14 protein-coding genes are annotated in these 15,725 nt (G+C 70.0%); 7 read left to right on the forward strand and 7 right to left on the reverse strand.

Annotation, left to right across the window (positions count from 1 at the left end; translation table 11 throughout):
- The 6 genes from rpsD to K4L06_RS12155 all read left to right on the forward strand — a co-directional run bounded on the left by rpsD (position 1) and on the right by K4L06_RS12155 (position 6,334).
- A complete protein-coding gene (gene rpsD / locus K4L06_RS12130) occupies positions 1-630 on the forward strand; it encodes a 30S ribosomal protein S4 (protein ID WP_036111747.1) in 630 nt (209 codons plus the stop codon).
- Positions 631-785: 155 nt separating this feature from the next.
- Positions 786-1,784, forward strand: a complete 999-nt coding sequence (gene rpoA / locus K4L06_RS12135; RefSeq protein WP_064747303.1) for a DNA-directed RNA polymerase subunit alpha — start codon at positions 786-788, stop codon at positions 1,782-1,784.
- A gap of 274 nt (positions 1,785-2,058) precedes the next feature.
- Positions 2,059-2,433, forward strand: a complete 375-nt coding sequence (gene rplQ, locus K4L06_RS12140; protein WP_064747302.1) for a 50S ribosomal protein L17 — start codon at positions 2,059-2,061, stop codon at positions 2,431-2,433.
- 377 nt (positions 2,434-2,810) lie between these two features.
- Positions 2,811-3,311 (forward strand): disulfide bond formation protein B, encoded by a 501-nt coding sequence (locus K4L06_RS12145; protein WP_221671609.1) that lies wholly within the window; start codon positions 2,811-2,813, stop codon positions 3,309-3,311.
- Between the two features lie 87 nt (positions 3,312-3,398).
- Positions 3,399-4,790 carry a 3-deoxy-7-phosphoheptulonate synthase class II gene (locus tag K4L06_RS12150; protein ID WP_221671610.1) on the forward strand — a complete coding sequence of 464 codons (1,392 nt, stop codon included), beginning with the start codon at positions 3,399-3,401 and terminating at the stop codon, positions 4,788-4,790.
- Positions 4,791-5,095: 305 nt separating this feature from the next.
- Positions 5,096-6,334, forward strand: coding sequence for an OmpA family protein (locus K4L06_RS12155; RefSeq protein ID WP_255595093.1), 1,239 nt, complete (start codon positions 5,096-5,098; stop codon positions 6,332-6,334).
- A gap of 731 nt (positions 6,335-7,065) precedes the next feature.
- Here the strand turns inward: K4L06_RS12155 and K4L06_RS12160 are convergent.
- The 7 genes from K4L06_RS12160 to typA all read right to left on the reverse strand — a co-directional run bounded on the left by K4L06_RS12160 (position 7,066) and on the right by typA (position 14,755).
- Complete coding sequence (locus K4L06_RS12160) at positions 7,066-8,517, reverse strand: amidase (RefSeq protein ID WP_255595621.1); 1,452 nt, start codon at positions 8,515-8,517, stop codon at positions 7,066-7,068.
- 241 nt (positions 8,518-8,758) lie between these two features.
- On the reverse strand, positions 8,759-9,922 hold the full coding sequence (gene pqqE / locus K4L06_RS12165; protein ID WP_221671613.1) for a pyrroloquinoline quinone biosynthesis protein PqqE: 1,164 nt from the start codon (positions 9,920-9,922) through the stop codon (positions 8,759-8,761).
- A complete protein-coding gene (pqqD, locus tag K4L06_RS12170; RefSeq protein WP_221671614.1) occupies positions 9,919-10,221 on the reverse strand; it encodes a pyrroloquinoline quinone biosynthesis peptide chaperone PqqD in 303 nt (100 codons plus the stop codon). Before pqqD ends, pqqE begins: the two co-directional genes overlap by 4 nt.
- The gene (gene pqqC, locus K4L06_RS12175; protein ID WP_255595622.1) at positions 10,218-10,973 is read right to left on the reverse strand and encodes a pyrroloquinoline-quinone synthase PqqC; all 756 of its coding nucleotides are present in this window, start codon (positions 10,971-10,973) and stop codon (positions 10,218-10,220) included. Before pqqC ends, pqqD begins: the two co-directional genes overlap by 4 nt.
- Positions 10,974-11,041: 68 nt before the next feature.
- Positions 11,042-11,956 (reverse strand): pyrroloquinoline quinone biosynthesis protein PqqB, encoded by a 915-nt coding sequence (gene pqqB, locus K4L06_RS12180; protein WP_221673613.1) that lies wholly within the window; start codon positions 11,954-11,956, stop codon positions 11,042-11,044.
- Between the two features lie 287 nt (positions 11,957-12,243).
- Entirely contained in the window at positions 12,244-12,714 is a 471-nt protein-coding gene (locus K4L06_RS12190; protein WP_221671615.1) for a DUF2127 domain-containing protein, read from the reverse strand.
- A 211-nt stretch (positions 12,715-12,925) separates the two neighbouring features.
- Positions 12,926-14,755: a translational GTPase TypA gene (typA, locus tag K4L06_RS12195; protein ID WP_221671616.1), complete on the reverse strand. Its 1,830-nt coding sequence runs from the start codon at positions 14,753-14,755 to the stop codon at positions 12,926-12,928.
- 421 nt (positions 14,756-15,176) lie between these two features.
- On the opposite strand from typA, the gene K4L06_RS12200 reads away from it, so the two are divergent.
- Complete coding sequence (locus K4L06_RS12200; RefSeq protein WP_221671617.1) at positions 15,177-15,671, forward strand: peptidylprolyl isomerase; 495 nt, start codon at positions 15,177-15,179, stop codon at positions 15,669-15,671.
- Positions 15,672-15,725: the final 54 nt, after the last annotated feature.

The raw sequence follows: 15,725 nt of genomic DNA on the forward strand, positions 1-15,725 counted from the left end.
ATGGCTCGTTATATTGGCCCCACCTGTAAGCTCGCCCGTCGCGAAGGCGCCGACCTCGGCCTGAAGTCGTCCGCGCGCGCGCTCGACTCGAAGTGCAAGCTCGAGCAGAAGCCCGGCCAGCATGGCCCGACCGCCCGCAAGGGCAAGCTGTCCGACTACGCCACCCAGCTGCGCGAAAAGCAGAAGGTCAAGCGTATCTACGGTCTGCTGGAACGTCAGTTCCGCAACTACTACAAGAAGGCCTCGACCAAGAAGGGCAACACCGGCGAGAACCTGCTGCAGTTGCTGGAAACCCGTCTGGACAACGTCGTCTACCGCATGGGCTTCGCCGTCACCCGTCCGGCCGCCCGCCAGCTGGTCTCGCACCGCGGCGTCACGGTCAACGGCAAGTCGGTCAACCTGCCGTCGTACCAGGTCAAGGCCGGCGACGCGATCGCCCTTTCCGAACGCGCCCAGAAGCAGCTGCGCGTGCAGGAGTCGCTGACCGTCTCCTCGCAGATGGACCTGTCGCCGTCGTGGGTCGAAGTCGACAGCAAGAAGTTCAGCGGCGTGTTCAAGGCTGTCCCGGATCGCGCGGACCTGCCGGCCGACATCAACGAAGCGCTGATCGTCGAGTTGTACAGCAAGTAATAGTGCAGGGCGCAGGCGGTTCCGCAACGGCACCGCCTCCGCCGGCAACCCAGGTCGGCGCGGCATACGCGCCGGCCGCTCCCTCGAACCGAGGGGGCTCCAAGAGCTAAAGCCTTCCGTCGCCCCCCGGCGGAGGTCATTGGAGACACCGAAACATGACGGTTACCGCCAACCAGGTACTGCGCCCGCGTGGTCCGCAGATCGAACGCCTCAACGGCAATCGCGCGAAAGTCGTGATCGAACCGTTGGAGCGCGGCTACGGCCACACGCTGGGCAACGCGCTGCGCCGCGTGCTGCTGTCTTCGATCCCGGGTTTCGCCATCACCGAGGTCGAAATCGACGGCGTGCTGCACGAGTACACCACGGTCGAAGGTCTGGAAGAGGACGTGCTCGAGGTTCTGCTGAACCTGAAGGACGTCGCCATCCGCATGCACACCGGCGAGTCCTCGACGCTGTCGCTGGCCAAGCAGGGCCCCGGCATCGTCACCGCCGGCGACATCAAGACCGACCACAACGTCGAAATCCTCAACACCGACCATGTGATCTGCCACCTGACCAAGGACACGGCGATCAACATGCGTCTGAAGATCGAGCGCGGCTTCGGCTACCAGCCGGCCGCTGCGCGTCGCCGTCCGGACGAAGAAACCCGCGCCATCGGCCGCCTGATGCTGGACGCCAGCTTCTCGCCGGTCCGTCGCGTCGCCTACGCCGTCGAAGCCGCGCGCGTCGAACAGCGCACCGACCTCGACAAGCTGGTGCTGGACATCGAAACCAACGGCACGATCGACGCCGAGGAAGCCGTGCGCACCGCCGCCGACATCCTCACCGACCAGCTGTCGGTGTTCGGCGACTTCACCCACCGCGACCGCGGTGCGCAGAAGCCGGCCACCAGCGGCATCGACCCGATCCTGCTGCGTCCGATCGACGACCTCGAGCTGACCGTGCGTTCGGCCAACTGCCTCAAGGCCGAGAGCATCTACTACGTCGGCGATCTGATCCAGAAGACCGAAGTCGAACTGCTCAAGACCCCGAACCTGGGCAAGAAGTCGCTCACCGAGATCAAGGAAGTGCTGGCTCAGCGCGGCCTGTCCCTCGGCATGAAGCTCGAGAACTGGCCGCCGGCCGGCATCGCTTCGCACGGGATGATGGGGTGAGTCCCGGCCTCGCTGCGCGGCACCGCCGCGCGGCCGGGGCGAACGCCCGGCGCGCTGCGCCGGGCCGGGGAACGACAGGAGTCCACGCCGGAGTAACCCGAAGCGTGGACTCCCTGCCTCAGTAACACCGCAACAAGCACCACCGCCGACGGACCCAAGTCCGCGGCCCGCCGGTCAAGGAAGGCCGGTTCGGACCATCCGCAGTCCAATGCTCCAACGCCTGGATGGCGACAGCGAAGTCCAACCGTCCCAACATTCATCAGGAACCACAGTCATGCGCCACCAGAAAGCCGGTCGTAAGTTCAGCCGCACCAGCGCCCACCGCGATGCCATGTTCACCAACATGGCGGCCTCGCTGATCAAGCACGGCCTGATCCGCACCACCCTGCCCAAGGCCAAGGAACTGCGCCGCGTCGCCGAGCCGCTGATCACCCTGGCCAAGCAGGACGGCGTCGCCAACCGCCGCCTGGCCTTCTCGCGCCTGCGCGACAAGGAAGCCGTCGGCACCCTGTTCACCACCCTGGGCCCGCGCTACGCGAGCCGTCCGGGCGGCTACCTGCGCATCCTCAAGTGCGGTTTCCGCGCCGGCGACAACGCGCCGATGGCCTATGTCGAGCTGGTGGACCGTCCGGAAGCGGCGGCCGAGTAATACCGTCCGCGCCGCATCCGGCGCGACGAACAGCCAGCACACTGGGTCTCGGCCGGGCGACGGTCGGGGTCCTTGCGAGCGAGAACCCCGGCCGAAAGGTCGGGGTTTTTGCTTTCCGGCGACGGTTACGCCGGCAACGGTTACCGCAGTAAACGTCGCGAGCCGGTATGGTCGTAGCCACGCACGCAGGAGGTTCTCGGGAAGGCAGTAGCGGGCCGCTTCGGTCCGCGGTTTCGGGTCGCAGGACCAATCGTCGCAGGGCGGCAACTTTCGCGCCGCTGGCGCAGTCCATCTGGGCTGCGGCGCGACACAGCGTTGCCCCGACTGATGCCGATCGGACATTGGCACGACCCGACCCCGACCCGTATGGTGTGTACATGAACCCTTTCAAAGCCTCCTTCCGCGTCCAGTTTCTGCTCGGTTTCCTGGCCTGTGCCGGGCTGCTGGGCTATGCCTTCTACCTCCAGCTCTACCAGCACCTGGAACCGTGCCCGCTGTGCATCTTCCAGCGCGTGGGCTTCTTCGCCCTGGGCCTGGTGTTCCTGCTCGGCGCGATCCACGGCCCGCGCAAGCCAGGCGGCCGCCGCGCCTACGGCGTGCTGGCCTTGCTGGCCTCGCTCGGCGGCATCGCCGTGGCCGGCAACCACGTCCGCCTGCAGCACCTGCCGCCGGACCAGGTCCCGGCCTGTGGCCCGGGCCTGGACTACATGCTCGAGGCGATGCCGATCGCCGGGGTGATCCGCAAAGTCATGACCGGCTCGGGCGAATGCGCCGCCGTCGACTGGAGCTTCCTCGGCCTGGCGATGCCGGCCTGGAGCCTGATCTGTTTCATCGTGCTCGCGTTGTGGGCGGCCTATGCCGCGTTCCGCGGCCGTTGACCCGGATATAGCGTCACCCGTTTCGCTGCCACCCTTCCATCCACCCCGACCCCTCCCTCTCTCGCAAGTCCAACCGGAACCAAGGAAATGAGCGCCTCCGATCGCAGCAACCTCCGTGCCGTCAATCTGCCCGCCGACTGGAGCCCGACCTCCTGGCGCGAGCGCACCGCACTGCAGTTGCCGAACTATCCGGACGCGGCCGAGTTGGACAGCGCCCTGCAGGAACTGCGCCATCTGCCGCCGCTGGTGACCTCCTGGGAAATCCTGTCGCTGAAGCAGCAACTGGCCGAGGCGCAGGAGGGCAAGCGATTTTTGCTGCAGGGCGGGGATTGCGCCGAGAGCTTCGACCAGTGCAGCTCGGACGTGATCTCCAACCGGCTCAAGGTGCTGCTGCAGATGAGCCTGGTGCTGGTGCACGGCATGCGCAAGCCGGTGGTGCGGGTGGGCCGGTTCGCCGGCCAGTACGCCAAGCCGCGTTCGGCCGACACCGAAACCATCGACGGGGTGACCCTGCCGAGCTACCGCGGCGACATGGTCAACGGCCCGGCTTTCAACGAGACCGCGCGCAAGCCCGACCCGCGGCGCATGATCAAGGCGCATGCGCGTTCGGCGATGACGATGAACTTCGTCCGCGCGCTGATCGACGGCGGCTTCGCCGACCTGCACCACCCCGAGTACTGGAACCTGAGCTGGGTCGGCCACTCGCCGCTGGCCGACGAATACCGGCGCATGGTCAATGCGATCGGCGACGCGGTGCGCTTCATGGAGACCCTGTCGGGTTCGGAAGTGCACAACCTCAACCGGGTCGACTTCTACACCTCGCACGAAGCCCTGTTGCTGCCGTACGAGGAGTCGCTGACCCGGCAGGTGCCGCGCCATTGGGGCTGGTTCAACCTCAGCACCCATTACCCGTGGATCGGCATGCGCACCGCGGCGGTCGACGGCGCCCATGCCGAATACTTCCGCGGCATCCGCAATCCGATCGCGCTCAAGGTCGGCCCGTCGGTGACCCCGGACCAGTTGCTGCGCACCGTCGACCTGCTCAATCCGGACGACGAGCCGGGCCGCCTGACCTTCATCCACCGCATGGGCGCCAGCCAGATCGCCGACAAGCTGCCGACCCTGCTCGATGCGATGCGCCGCGACGGCCGCCGCGTGCTGTGGGTCTGCGACCCGATGCACGGCAACACCGAGAGCACCAGCAACGGCTACAAGACCCGCCGCTTCCGCAACATCCGGGCCGAGATCGAAACCGCGTTCGAGCTGCACGCCGCGGCCGGTACGCGCCTGGGCGGCGTGCACCTGGAGCTGACCGGCGAGGACGTCACCGAGTGCCTGGGCGGCGCGCGCGAGCTGACCGAGAGCGATCTGGAACGCGCCTACCGTTCCACCGTCGATCCGCGCCTGAACTACGAGCAGGCGCTGGAAGTGGCGATGCTGATCGTGCGCAAGCAGGCGCAGATCGCGGCGCCGGCGTAAGGCCGGGATCCTCGCCCCAAGAAGAGCCCGCCGTTCGGCGGGCTTTTTTTTGGGGCGGGATTCGGGATTGGTGGGAGCGGGTGCGCGCGATCGTGTGCGGGGCGGGTTCTTGAACAAGGCGCGAGTGGGCGGGACCGGGCCGTCGTAGCGGCGCGCAGGGACGAGGTGTCGTCGGTTCGCGGCGGTTTTGCGGACCTTCGTCGCGGTTGGCGCGGCTTGCGTCGCAAGCGCGCCGTCGTGCGTCGCGAGGGGCGTCTATGATGCGCGTCTTTCCATGGAGGAACGCGATGCGACGGTTTGCGATGATGACGTCCTGCCTGTTGGCCTGCGCCGCACTCGCGGCCTGCGGCGGAGCCGGCAGCGACGATGCGGCGGCGCCCGCCGCCGAAAGCGCGGCCGATCGCGGCGATGCCGCCGCGGCGGCCGAGACCGAGACCGAAGCCGAGGACGGCGACGAGGCGCAGGCCGTGCCGCAGTTCCCGGTGATTCCCGCCATCGTCGTGCCCGACATCGTCGGCGTCTCGCCCGCGCAACGCGCGCTGGAGAGCTCGATCCAGGACGTGCTCGATCCGGTGGCCGGGATCAGCGTCAAGCCGGCGCGTTGCGACTCCGGCGGCCAGCTGCTGGCCGACGGCGGCCTGACCAGCGTGGACGCGCAAGGGCGCTGGACCCGCAACAGCGGCCAGGGCGCGTTCCAGCTCGGCGCCGACGGCAGCGGCAGCGCCAACTACGAAGGCGGCCAGATCGTGGTCAACGCCGACGGCAGCGGTTCGATCAACGCTTCCTCGGGCAAGGCGCCGTCCGGCGACGAGGAGGACGACGAAGACGGCCCGGCCCGCGGTCCGATCGTCGAGGTGAAAGCGGACGGTTCGGGGAGCTACACCGGCCCGGCCGGCCAGATCGCGCTCGACGGCAAGGGCGGCGGCAGCTGGAACGACGAGCACAACCAGATCCGCAACAACGGCGACGGCAGCGGCAGCTGGAACGGCCCGCTCGGCCTGGTGGTGGTGAACAAGGACGGCTCCGGCACCTGGAACGGTCCCGACGAGATGGTGCGCAACCACGGCGACGGCACCGGCACCGTCGGTACGCCGGGCCGCAAGGTGAAGATGGCGCCGCTGCCGAAGTTGGCCCCGGCCGGCAAGTTTCCGCCGCTGGCGAAGTTCTCGTTGCCGGGCGCGCCCTGCGGCTACGTGATCACCTTGAGCGATCGGGTGCTATTCGACTTCGACAAGTCCGACATCCGCGCCGATGCGGCGGAAGTGCTGGATGCGCTGGCGAAGGCGTTGGCCAGGGTCAAGACCACCGGCCTGGAGATTCGTGGCCACACCGATTCCAAGGGCGCCGACGACTACAACCAGGCTTTGTCGGAGCGGCGCGCCCGCTCTGTGGTCGGCGCGCTGCAGCAGCGCGGCGCCGCCGCGGACGCCGCGGCGAAGGGATATGGCGAAACCCAGCCGGTGGCGCCCAACGAGGTCGCCGGCCAGGACGACCCGGCCGGCCGCCAGCTCAACCGGCGCGTCGAGATCTTCGTCAGGACTTGAGTCAGCGCACCACTCGGCCGGCTTTTACGGTTCATCTCTCTGTAGCCGTTGCTGTTCCCCCTTTGAAAAAGGGTGAGAGCGTGCGCTTGCGAACCGCAGGTTCGCGCACGATCGAACGCCAGCAGGCTATGCCTGCTGGCCGGACGGGTAGGGGGGATTTGCTTTGGCCTTGCCCTGAAGCGAGCAAAAGCAAATCCCCCGCGCCGCCGCTCTCTCGCTCGTATGCAACGACGCAAGGCGCGCGCCCCCTTTGCTAAAGGGGGCGATGTTGAAGGTGCCGCTGCGCAGGGACGATGCGGACGGCGTGGAAGGCGTCGCTTCGTAGGGAGCGACCCGACGGATCGATGCAGAAGGCGTCGCCTCGGCCGAAGAGAGCGGTGCGCCGTCGTTTCCCGCACTCGCATTTGCCTTTCCCCCCTTTGAAAAAGGGGGGGTAGGGGGATTTGCTTTGGCTCTCGTCTTGAACCGAGCAGAAGCAAATCCCCCGCGCCGCCGCTCTCTCGGCCGAGGCGACGCCTTCTGCATCGATCCGTCGGGTCGCTCCCTACGAAGCGACGCCTTCCACGCCGTCCGCATCGTCCCTGCGCAGCGGCACCTTCAACATCGCCCCCTTTGGCAAAGGGGGCGATGTTGAAGGTGCCGCTGCGCAAGGGGCGATGCCGGCGGCATGGAAGGCGTTGCTTCGTAGGGCCCGCTGGCCGGGCAGGGGGATTTGCTCTTCGGCTCTCGCCTCAGGGATTCACGCTCGCCGGATAGCGTGGCGCGCGCCGCGCGCGGGTGGCTTGTTCGAAGGCGTAGCCGAGCGAGAGCAGGCGCGCGTCGCTCCAGCGCGGGCCGATGAAGGCCAGGCCGACCGGCAGGCCCTGCGCTTCGCCCATCGGCACGCTCAGGCTGGGGTAGCCGGCGACCGCGGCGGCGCCCCAGCTGGCGCCGCCGAAGGCGTCGCCGTTGACCGGGTCGGCCATGAACGCCGGCGTGGTGGCCGGGGCGATCAGCGCGTCCAGGCGGTGTTTCTTGAGCGCCGCGTCGATGCCTTGCGCGCCGGCGAGCTGGCGCGCGCGGGCGGCGGCCTTGCGGTAGGCCGGCTCGCTCAGCGGGCCTTTCTTCGCCGCCTGCTCGAACAGCTCCTGGCCGAAGAACGGCAGCTCGCGCGCGGCCTGGGCGCGGTTGAACGCGATCAGTTCGTCCAGCGTCTTGAACGGCGCGTCGCTGTCGCGCAGATAACGCTGCAGGCCGTCCTTGAATTCGTACAACAGCACTTCGAACTCGGCCGCCTCCCACTTGCCCTGGGTCGGCAGGCGCACCTCGACCACGGTCGCGCCGGCCTCGCGCATCGCCTGCAGCGCGCGTTGCAGCGCCGCGTCCTGGTCGGGGTGGGGGCGCACGCCGTGGTCGCGCAGCAGGCCCAGGCGCGCGCCGCGCAGGGCGTCGGCGTCGAGCGCGGCGAGGTAGTCCTGCGCGCGCTTGCCGGCGGCGGCACGGGCGGCGCTGTCGCTTCCCGCTTCGGCCGCGGCCAGGACGTTGAGCAGCTGCGCCGCGTCGGCGACGCTGCGCGCCATCGGTCCGGCGCTGTCCTGGCTGTGCGAGATCGGGATGATGCCGGCGCGGCTGACCAGGCCGACGCTGGGCTTGAAGCCGACCAGGCCGTTCATCGCCGAGGGGCACAGGATGCTGCCGTCGGTTTCGGTGCCGACCCCGACCGCGGCCAGGCTGGCGGCGATCGCAGCGCCGGTGCCGCTGCTGGAACCGCAGGCGCTGCGGTCCAGCGCGTAAGGGTTGCGGGTGAGGCCGCCGCGCGCGCTCCAGCCGGAGGTCGAGCGGGTGGAGCGGAAATTGGCCCACTCGCTGAGGTTGGTCTTGCCCAGGATCACCGCGCCGGCCGCACGCAGCGCGACGACCAGCGGCGCGTCCTGGTTCGGCCGGTGCTCGGCCAGGGCCAGCGAGCCGGCCGAGTTGGCCATCGGCCGCGCGTCGATATTGTCCTTGAGCAACACCGGGATGCCGTGCAGCGGCCCGCGCACGCGCCCGGCCTTGCGTTCGGCATCCAGCGCGCGCGCCTCGGCCAGCGCCTGCGGGTTGAGTTCGATCACCGCGTTGAGGCGCGGGCCGGCGTCGTCGAGCGCGGCGATGCGGGCCAGGTAGGCCTCGGTCAGGCGCGCGCTGCTGAGATCGCCGCCGGCCATGCGCGCGGCCAGGGTGGCCAGGTCGGCTTCGACGATGCGCTGCGGATCGGCGGGCAGGCGGCCGGCGGGCGCGTCCGCGGCGGCGGGGCGCTGCGCCGCCGGCGGCGCGCCGGCGCACGCGGCCAGGGCCAGGGCCGATGCCAGCGCCAAGGCGCGGTAGCGCAGGACGGCGGACGGAGCGGACATGGCATTCCCCCTGCGATGGCTCGACCGAGTATGCCCGCAGCCGGGCCGGTCGCGCTCAGGTCGCGCTGTCGCCCGGCTCGGCGCCGCCCGGCGCCGCGCGCAACGGGCGACGATAGACGAACGGCGGCGCCGGGGCCTGCGCTTCGCGTTCGGCCAGCGCGCGCACCCGGGCGTGGTCGGGCGAACGCTCGCAGACCGGGTCGAGGGTGTCGGCGCGGCCGCTCAGCGCCAGGGCCTGGCAGCGGCAACCGCCCCAGTCGCGTTCGCGATGCTCGCAGCCGCGGCAGGGTTCGGGCATCCAGTCGGTGCCGCGGAAGCGCGCGAACGCCTCCGACTCGCGCCAGATCTCGCCCAGGCTGCGTTCGCGCACCGAGTCGAAATGCAGGCCGTCGATGGTTTCGGCGGCATGGCAGGGCAGCACCTTGCCTTCCGGGCTGACGTTGACGAAGCGCTGCGCCCAGCCGCCCATGCAGGCCTTGGGCCGGCGCGCGTAGTAGTCGGGGGTGACGTAATCGATGATCAGCCGCCCGCGCAGGCGTTCGCGCGCGGCCTCGACCGCGGCGGTCGCGGCCTCGAGCTGTTCGCGGCTCGGCATCAGCGCGGCGCGGTTGCGCAGGCCCCAGCCGTAGTACTGGGTGTGGGCGACTTCCAGCCGGCCGGCGCCGAGTTCCAGCGCCAGCTCGATCATCGCCGCGACGCGTCCGGCGTTGTGGCGGTGGATCACCGCGTTGAGGGTCAGCGGCAGATCCAGTTCGCGGCACCACTGCGCCAGGGCGAGCTTGCGTCGGTGCGCGCCCTGGTAGCCGGCGATGCGGTCGGCGCCGGTCGGCTCGCTGTCCTGCAGGCTCAGTTGCAGATGGTCGAGGCCGGCCTGCTGCAGGGCCTGCAGGCGCGCGCGGTCCAGGCCGATGCCGGAGGTGATCAGATTGGCGTACAGGCCCAGCGCGCGGGCGCGCGCGACCAGTTCGGCCAGATCCTTGCGCAGGGTCGGTTCGCCGCCGGAGAAATGCACCTGCAGCGCGCCTAGTTCGGCGGCTTGGTCGAGCACGCGCAGCCAGTCGGCGGTGGCCAGTTCCTCGCGCGGGCCGACCAGGCGCAGCGGGTTGGAGCAGTAAGGGCAGGCCAGCGGGCAGCGATGGGTGAGCTCCAGCAGCACCGCCAGCGGCGGCACCGGCGCGCGTCGCGCGATCGCGTCGGGCGCCAGCGGCACGGCGTTCATGTCGTCGGCGCCAGGGCCAGCAGGCGGCGTTCGAGCAGGGTCGCGAACAGCTCGCCGACGTCGGCGGCGACTTCGCCCGGTTCGGCGCCGTACTCGGCGGCCAGCGCGGCGACGATCGCGTCGACGCGGGTCGCGCCGTCGACGCGGGCGAGCACGGCGTGGGCGATCTCGTCGAGCTCGACCACCCGCTCGGGCGCCAGCAGCACCCACTGATCGCGCGCGCGGTCGTGCTGCAGGCGCACCCCGGGCGGGAAGCGCGGCACCGCGTCCGGCGCCGGCGATTGCGGCGTCGCGCTCATGCGCCCGGCTCCGACGGGGACGCGCCCGATCTGGTCCGATCCGGCACGAACGCGCCCGGCGGCGGCAGGCGCGGTTCGACGTAGGCGAAATGCAGCGCGTCGAGCATCGACCACAGCACCTCGCACTTGAAACGCAGCGCGGCGCAGACCGCATCCTGCTGCTCGCGGCTGCGGGCGTGGCGCAGCACGTAGTCGAGGGCGAAGTCGGCGTCCTGCGGCGCTTGGTGCAGGCGCGAGTCGAAATAGGCCAGCGCCTGCTTGGACACGAAGTCGTAGTTGGCCAGCATGCCGGCGACGCGTTGGCCGATGATGGTCGGCGCGAACAGCTCGGTCAGCGAGGAGGCGATCGCCTCCAGCAGGCTGCGCTCGCGCACGAACTGGATATAGGCCTGGGCGGCGAAACGGGTCGCCGGCAGCAGCCCGCGCCCGGACTCGACCAGTTCGCGGTCCAGGCCCAGCGCATCGGTCAGGCGCAGCCAGCGGGCGATGCCGCCCTCGTCGGGGCCGTCGCCGTCGTGGTCGACGATGCGCTGGCGCCAGACCCGGCGCAGTTGCGGGTCTTCGATCCGGGCCAACAGGGCCGCGTCCTTGAGCGGAATGCAGCGCTGGTACTCGTAGCGGTTCAGCGCCCAGGCCTGGACCTGGCCGCGGTCGAGGCGGCCGCCGTGGAGCAGGGCGTGGAAGGGGTGCTGGTCGTGGTAGCGCTCGGCGCCGATCGCGCGCAGCCGCGCTTCCAGTTCGGCCGCGCTCAGCGCGCGCGCGGCGTCGGCATCGGTGCGAGCGCCGGCCGGGTCGAGCGGCGACGGGGCGGGGCGGGCGTTCACAGCTGGATCTCCATGCCGTCCTCGGCGACTTCCCAGCCCTGCGCGCCGGCGTGGGCGCGCTCCGGCGAGGCCTCGTCGAGCAGGGGATTGGTGGTATTGAGGTGCACGAACACCTTGCGCGCGACCGCCAGCCCGGCGAACGCGGCCAGGGTGCCGTGCTCGCCGGCCACGCTCATGTGGCCCATGCGCGCGCCGGTCTTGCTGCCGACGCCGGCGCGGATCAGTTCGTCGTCGTGCCAGACGGTGCCGTCGAAGAACACCAGCGCGGCGCCGCGCACGCGTTCGCGCAGGGCGTCGGTCATCGCCGCGCAGCCGGGAATGTAATAGCAACGCTCGCGGCCGTCGTCGATTTCCAGGCCCAGGGTGTGTTCGGCGTCGCCGGCCAGGTCCTCGACCCGCGACTCCATGAACAAGGGCACCTTGCCAGGCACGGCGAAGGCGGTCACGCGCAGGCCGAGCGGAGCCTCGAGCCCGTCGATGTCCTTCGGCGCGTCCAGCGCCAGCGCGCGGCGGCGCACGTAGGCCGGGTCCAGCGCGTCGAAGATCGGGTTGTCGCGCAGCAGTTGGTGTACGCGCGCGCTGGCCCACAGGTCGAAGCGCTGGCGTTCGCGCATCGACAGCAGGCCGGCGATGTGGTCGATCTCGCCGCTGCTCAGCAGCACCGCCTCGATCGGCGAATGGCGCAGGCCCTGGCGCGGCCACAGCTGCGGCGCGGCCAGCACTTGCTGGCGGAAATCCGGCGAGGCGTTGATCAGCAGCCAGCGTTCGCCGTCGGCGCTGACCGCCACGCTGGCCTGGGTGCGGCGCTTATGCCCCGGCGCCTGGCGCCAGGCCTGGCGGCTACCGGGGGTGTTGCAGTTCCACTGCGGATAGCCGCCTCCGGCCGCCGCTCCGAGCACGACGATGCGCATCATCGCCGGCCCGCATCGGCACCGGGCCTCGCGCGCGTCGCGGCGGCGGAAGCGGACATGCTCAGAACAGATCGCCGGACGAGTACGAATTGATTTCGCAGCCGACCGAGATCTCGCGGATCTGAGGCTTGGACCAGGTCTTCATGAGCGTTCCTCGTTGGGGAGTGGGACGGTCGCGGCGGGTCGGCCGCGACTTGCCGACGATACACCGCGGCCCGCGGCCGCGCCTGTGATTGGCGGCCGAATCGCGGCCCGGCGAGCGGGCGCAGACGGCGGTCGCGGCGCGCTCAGCGACGCCGTTTGGCCAGATCGCGGGCGAGAACCCAGACCACGATCACGTTGATCGCCAACACCGCCACCGACAGCCAGCCCGGATGACGCCACAGCGCGTACAGGTCGACCGGCAGGTACAGCGCGGCGCCGATGCAGCCCAGCCACGAGGCCCAGGCGCGCGCCTTCCACAGGCCCCAGGCCTCGAGCAGGCGCAGCAGGCCGTAAGCGAGCGCGATCGCCGCGGCCAGGTGCACCGAGTCCGGGTCGATGCCGCGCGCCAGCCAGGCCACCGCGCCGTGCGCGGGATCCAGGTGGAAGCGTGCGATCAATTCTTCGATCCAGCGCTGCAGCGGCGCCGGGCCGAGCAGTTCCAGGCCGCTGGCCGCCGACAGCGCCAGCACGCCCTTGGCCGCTTCCAGCGCGGCGATCGCGTGCAGGCCGCGGTGCGCCGTGGGCGCGGGGTCGTAGCCAGGGGACGCGTTCATCGCGCGGCGCGGCGGTGGGCCCGGATCGGGCCGGTCGGAACCAGGAGACGCATGCGGGCGGTGATCCTCAGGGCGCGGAGAGGGCGCGAACGGGGCGAGGACCGCAACGCGGGCGCGGCCCGCGTCGGACGCCTTGCCTCTCCCGGCGAGCGGGAGAGCAAGGACATGGGGATGCGGCGGCGAGCTTCAAGCGGGCCGCCGCGGCGGCGCATCAGGCGGCGCGCGAAGCGCGCTTGCGGTCGCTTTCGGTGAGGAACTTCTTGCGCAGGCGGATTTCCTTCGGGGTGACTTCGACCAGCTCGTCGTCCTCGATGAAGTCCAGCGCCTGTTCCAGGGTGTACTTGATGGCCGGGGTCAGCTTGATCGCGTCGTCCTTGCCCGAAGCGCGCATGTTGGTCAGCGGCTTGGTCTTGATCGCGTTGACGGTCAGATCGTTGTCCTTGGAGTGGATGCCGATCAGCTGGCCTTCGTACACGTTGTCGCCTTCGGCGGCGAACAGGCGGCCGCGCTCTTCCAGCGGTCCCAGCGCATAGGCCGGCGTGGCGCCCGGCGCGTTGGCGATCATCACGCCGTTCAGGCGCTTGGCGATCGCGCCGGTTTCCTTCGGGCCGTAATGGTCGAACACGTGGAACAGCAGGCCCGAGCCTTGGGTCAGGGTGCGGAACTCGTTCTGGAAGCCGATCAGGCCGCGCGCCGGGATCTCGTAGTCCAGGCGCACGCGGCCCTTGCCGTCGGGCTCCATGTTCTTCAGCTGGGCCTTGCGGATGCCCAGCTTCTCCATCACGCCGCCCTGGTGCTGCTCTTCGATGTCGACCACCAGCTGCTCGATCGGCTCCATCAGCTGGCCGTCGATTTCCTTGATGATCACTTCCGGGCGCGACACGGCCAGTTCGAAGCCTTCGCGGCGCATGTTCTCGATCAGCACCGACAGATGCAGCTCGCCGCGGCCGGAGACCAGGAACTTGTCCGGGTCGGAGCCTTCCTCGACCTTCAGCGCGACGTTGTGCAGGGTCTCGCGCTCCAGGCGCTCGCGCAGCTGGCGGCTGGTGAGGAACTTGCCGCCGCTGTATTCCTTGTGGCCGGCGAACGGCGAGTTGTTGACCTGGAAGGTCATGCTGATGGTCGGCTCGTCGACAGTCAGCGCGGGCAGCGCTTCCGGCGCGTCGAGCGCGCACACGGTGTCGGAGATCGACAGGTCGGTGACACCGGCGATGGCGACGATGTCGCCGGCGCCGGCTTCCTCGGTCTCGATGCGCTCCAGGCCCATGAAGCCCAGCACCTGCACGATCTTGCCCTGGCGCTTCTTGCCTTCGCGGTCGATGACGCTGACCGGCATGTTCTTCTTGACCTTGCCGCGCTGGATGCGGCCGATGCCGATCAGGCCGACGAAGTTGCTGTAGTCCAGCTGGCTGATGCGCATCTGGAACGGGCCGTCCTCGTCCACCTGCGGCGGCGCGACGTGCTTCATGATCGCTTCGTACAGCGGGGTCATGTCGCCCGAGCGCGCGGCGTCGTCGAGGCTGGCGTAACCGTGCAGCGCCGAGGCGTAGACGATCGGGAAGTCGAGCTGCTCGTTGGTGGCGCCGAGCTTGTCGAACAGGTCGAACACCTGGTCGATGACCCAGTCCGGACGCGCGCCCGGGCGGTCGATCTTGTTGACCACCACGATCGGCTTGAAGCCCATCGCGAAGGCCTTCTGGGTGACGAAGCGGGTCTGCGGCATCGGGCCGTCCATCGCGTCGACCAGGATCAGCACCGAGTCGACCATCGACAGCACGCGCTCGACCTCGCCGCCGAAGTCGGCGTGGCCCGGGGTGTCGACGATGTTGATCCGGTTGCCCTGCCAGGTGATGGCGGTGTTCTTGGCCAGGATGGTGATGCCGCGTTCCTTTTCCTGGTCGTTGCTGTCCATCGCGCGCTCGGCCAGCACCGTGCGTTCGGACAGGGTGCCCGACTGCTTCAACAGGCAGTCGACGAGGGTGGTCTTGCCATGGTCGACGTGGGCGACGATGGCGATATTGCGCAGGCGTTCGATGGACATGCGAGGGGACGCCGCGAGGCGCTATAGCTGAGGAAGGTAGCCGATCATTATAGCCAGCAACGGTGACCGCCCGCTCAATGCGGCCGAATCGGCAACCGAAAGGGGGCTCTTTCGGGTGGTTTCGGTGGGGCGGGGGGGGGGGCGGCGCCATGCGCCAGCTGGAGGCCTGTTCATGGCCGCATTGGCGTGTGGGATTTGCTCTTGATCCTGCGATTTCGGAGCCAGCGCACTTGGAGCCAGCGCGCCGGCGCGCCGGGCGCGCGCGGCCTGGTCGGCGCAGCGTTCGCCGCCGAGCCGACCGACCCGAGCCTGGCCGCCCGACCTGCCGCCCGCCGGATCCAGGTCCGGCCATGGCCCGAACCGGCCCGGCCCCGGCATGCGGGTATGCTATGCGGCTCCCTCACCGAACCGAGCCCGGACCATGAGCCTGATCGCCAATTTCGACACCGACCGCGGCACCATCCGCGTCGAACTCGCCGCCGACAAGGCGCCGCTGACCGTCGCCAACTTCGTCAACCTGGCCCAGCGCGGCTTCTACGACGGCCTGAACTTCCACCGCGTCATCCCCAACTTCATGATCCAGGGCGGCTGCCCGCAGGGCACCGGCACCGGCGGCCCGGGCTACCGCTTCGAGGACGAGACCCGCAACGGCCTGACCCATCAGCGCGGCGTGCTGTCGATGGCCAACGCCGGCCCGGGCACCAACGGCAGCCAGTTCTTCATCACCCACATCGTCTGCGACTGGCTGGACGGCAAGCACACCGTGTTCGGCAAGGTCCTGGAAGGCCTGGACGTGGTCGACGCGGTCAAGCAGGGCGACAAGATCAAGTCGGTCAAGATCGAGGGCGATGCCGCCGCCGCGCTGGCCGCCAAGGCCGACCGCGTCGCCGAGTGGAACAAGATCCTGTCGGCCTGATCGCTCGCGCCGAAGCATCGCCGTAGCTGCGAACGGCCCGGGAGCGATCCCGGG

The sequence above is a fragment of the Lysobacter sp. BMK333-48F3 genome, assembly GCF_019733395.1.
Classification (GTDB): Bacteria; Pseudomonadota; Gammaproteobacteria; order Xanthomonadales; family Xanthomonadaceae; genus Lysobacter.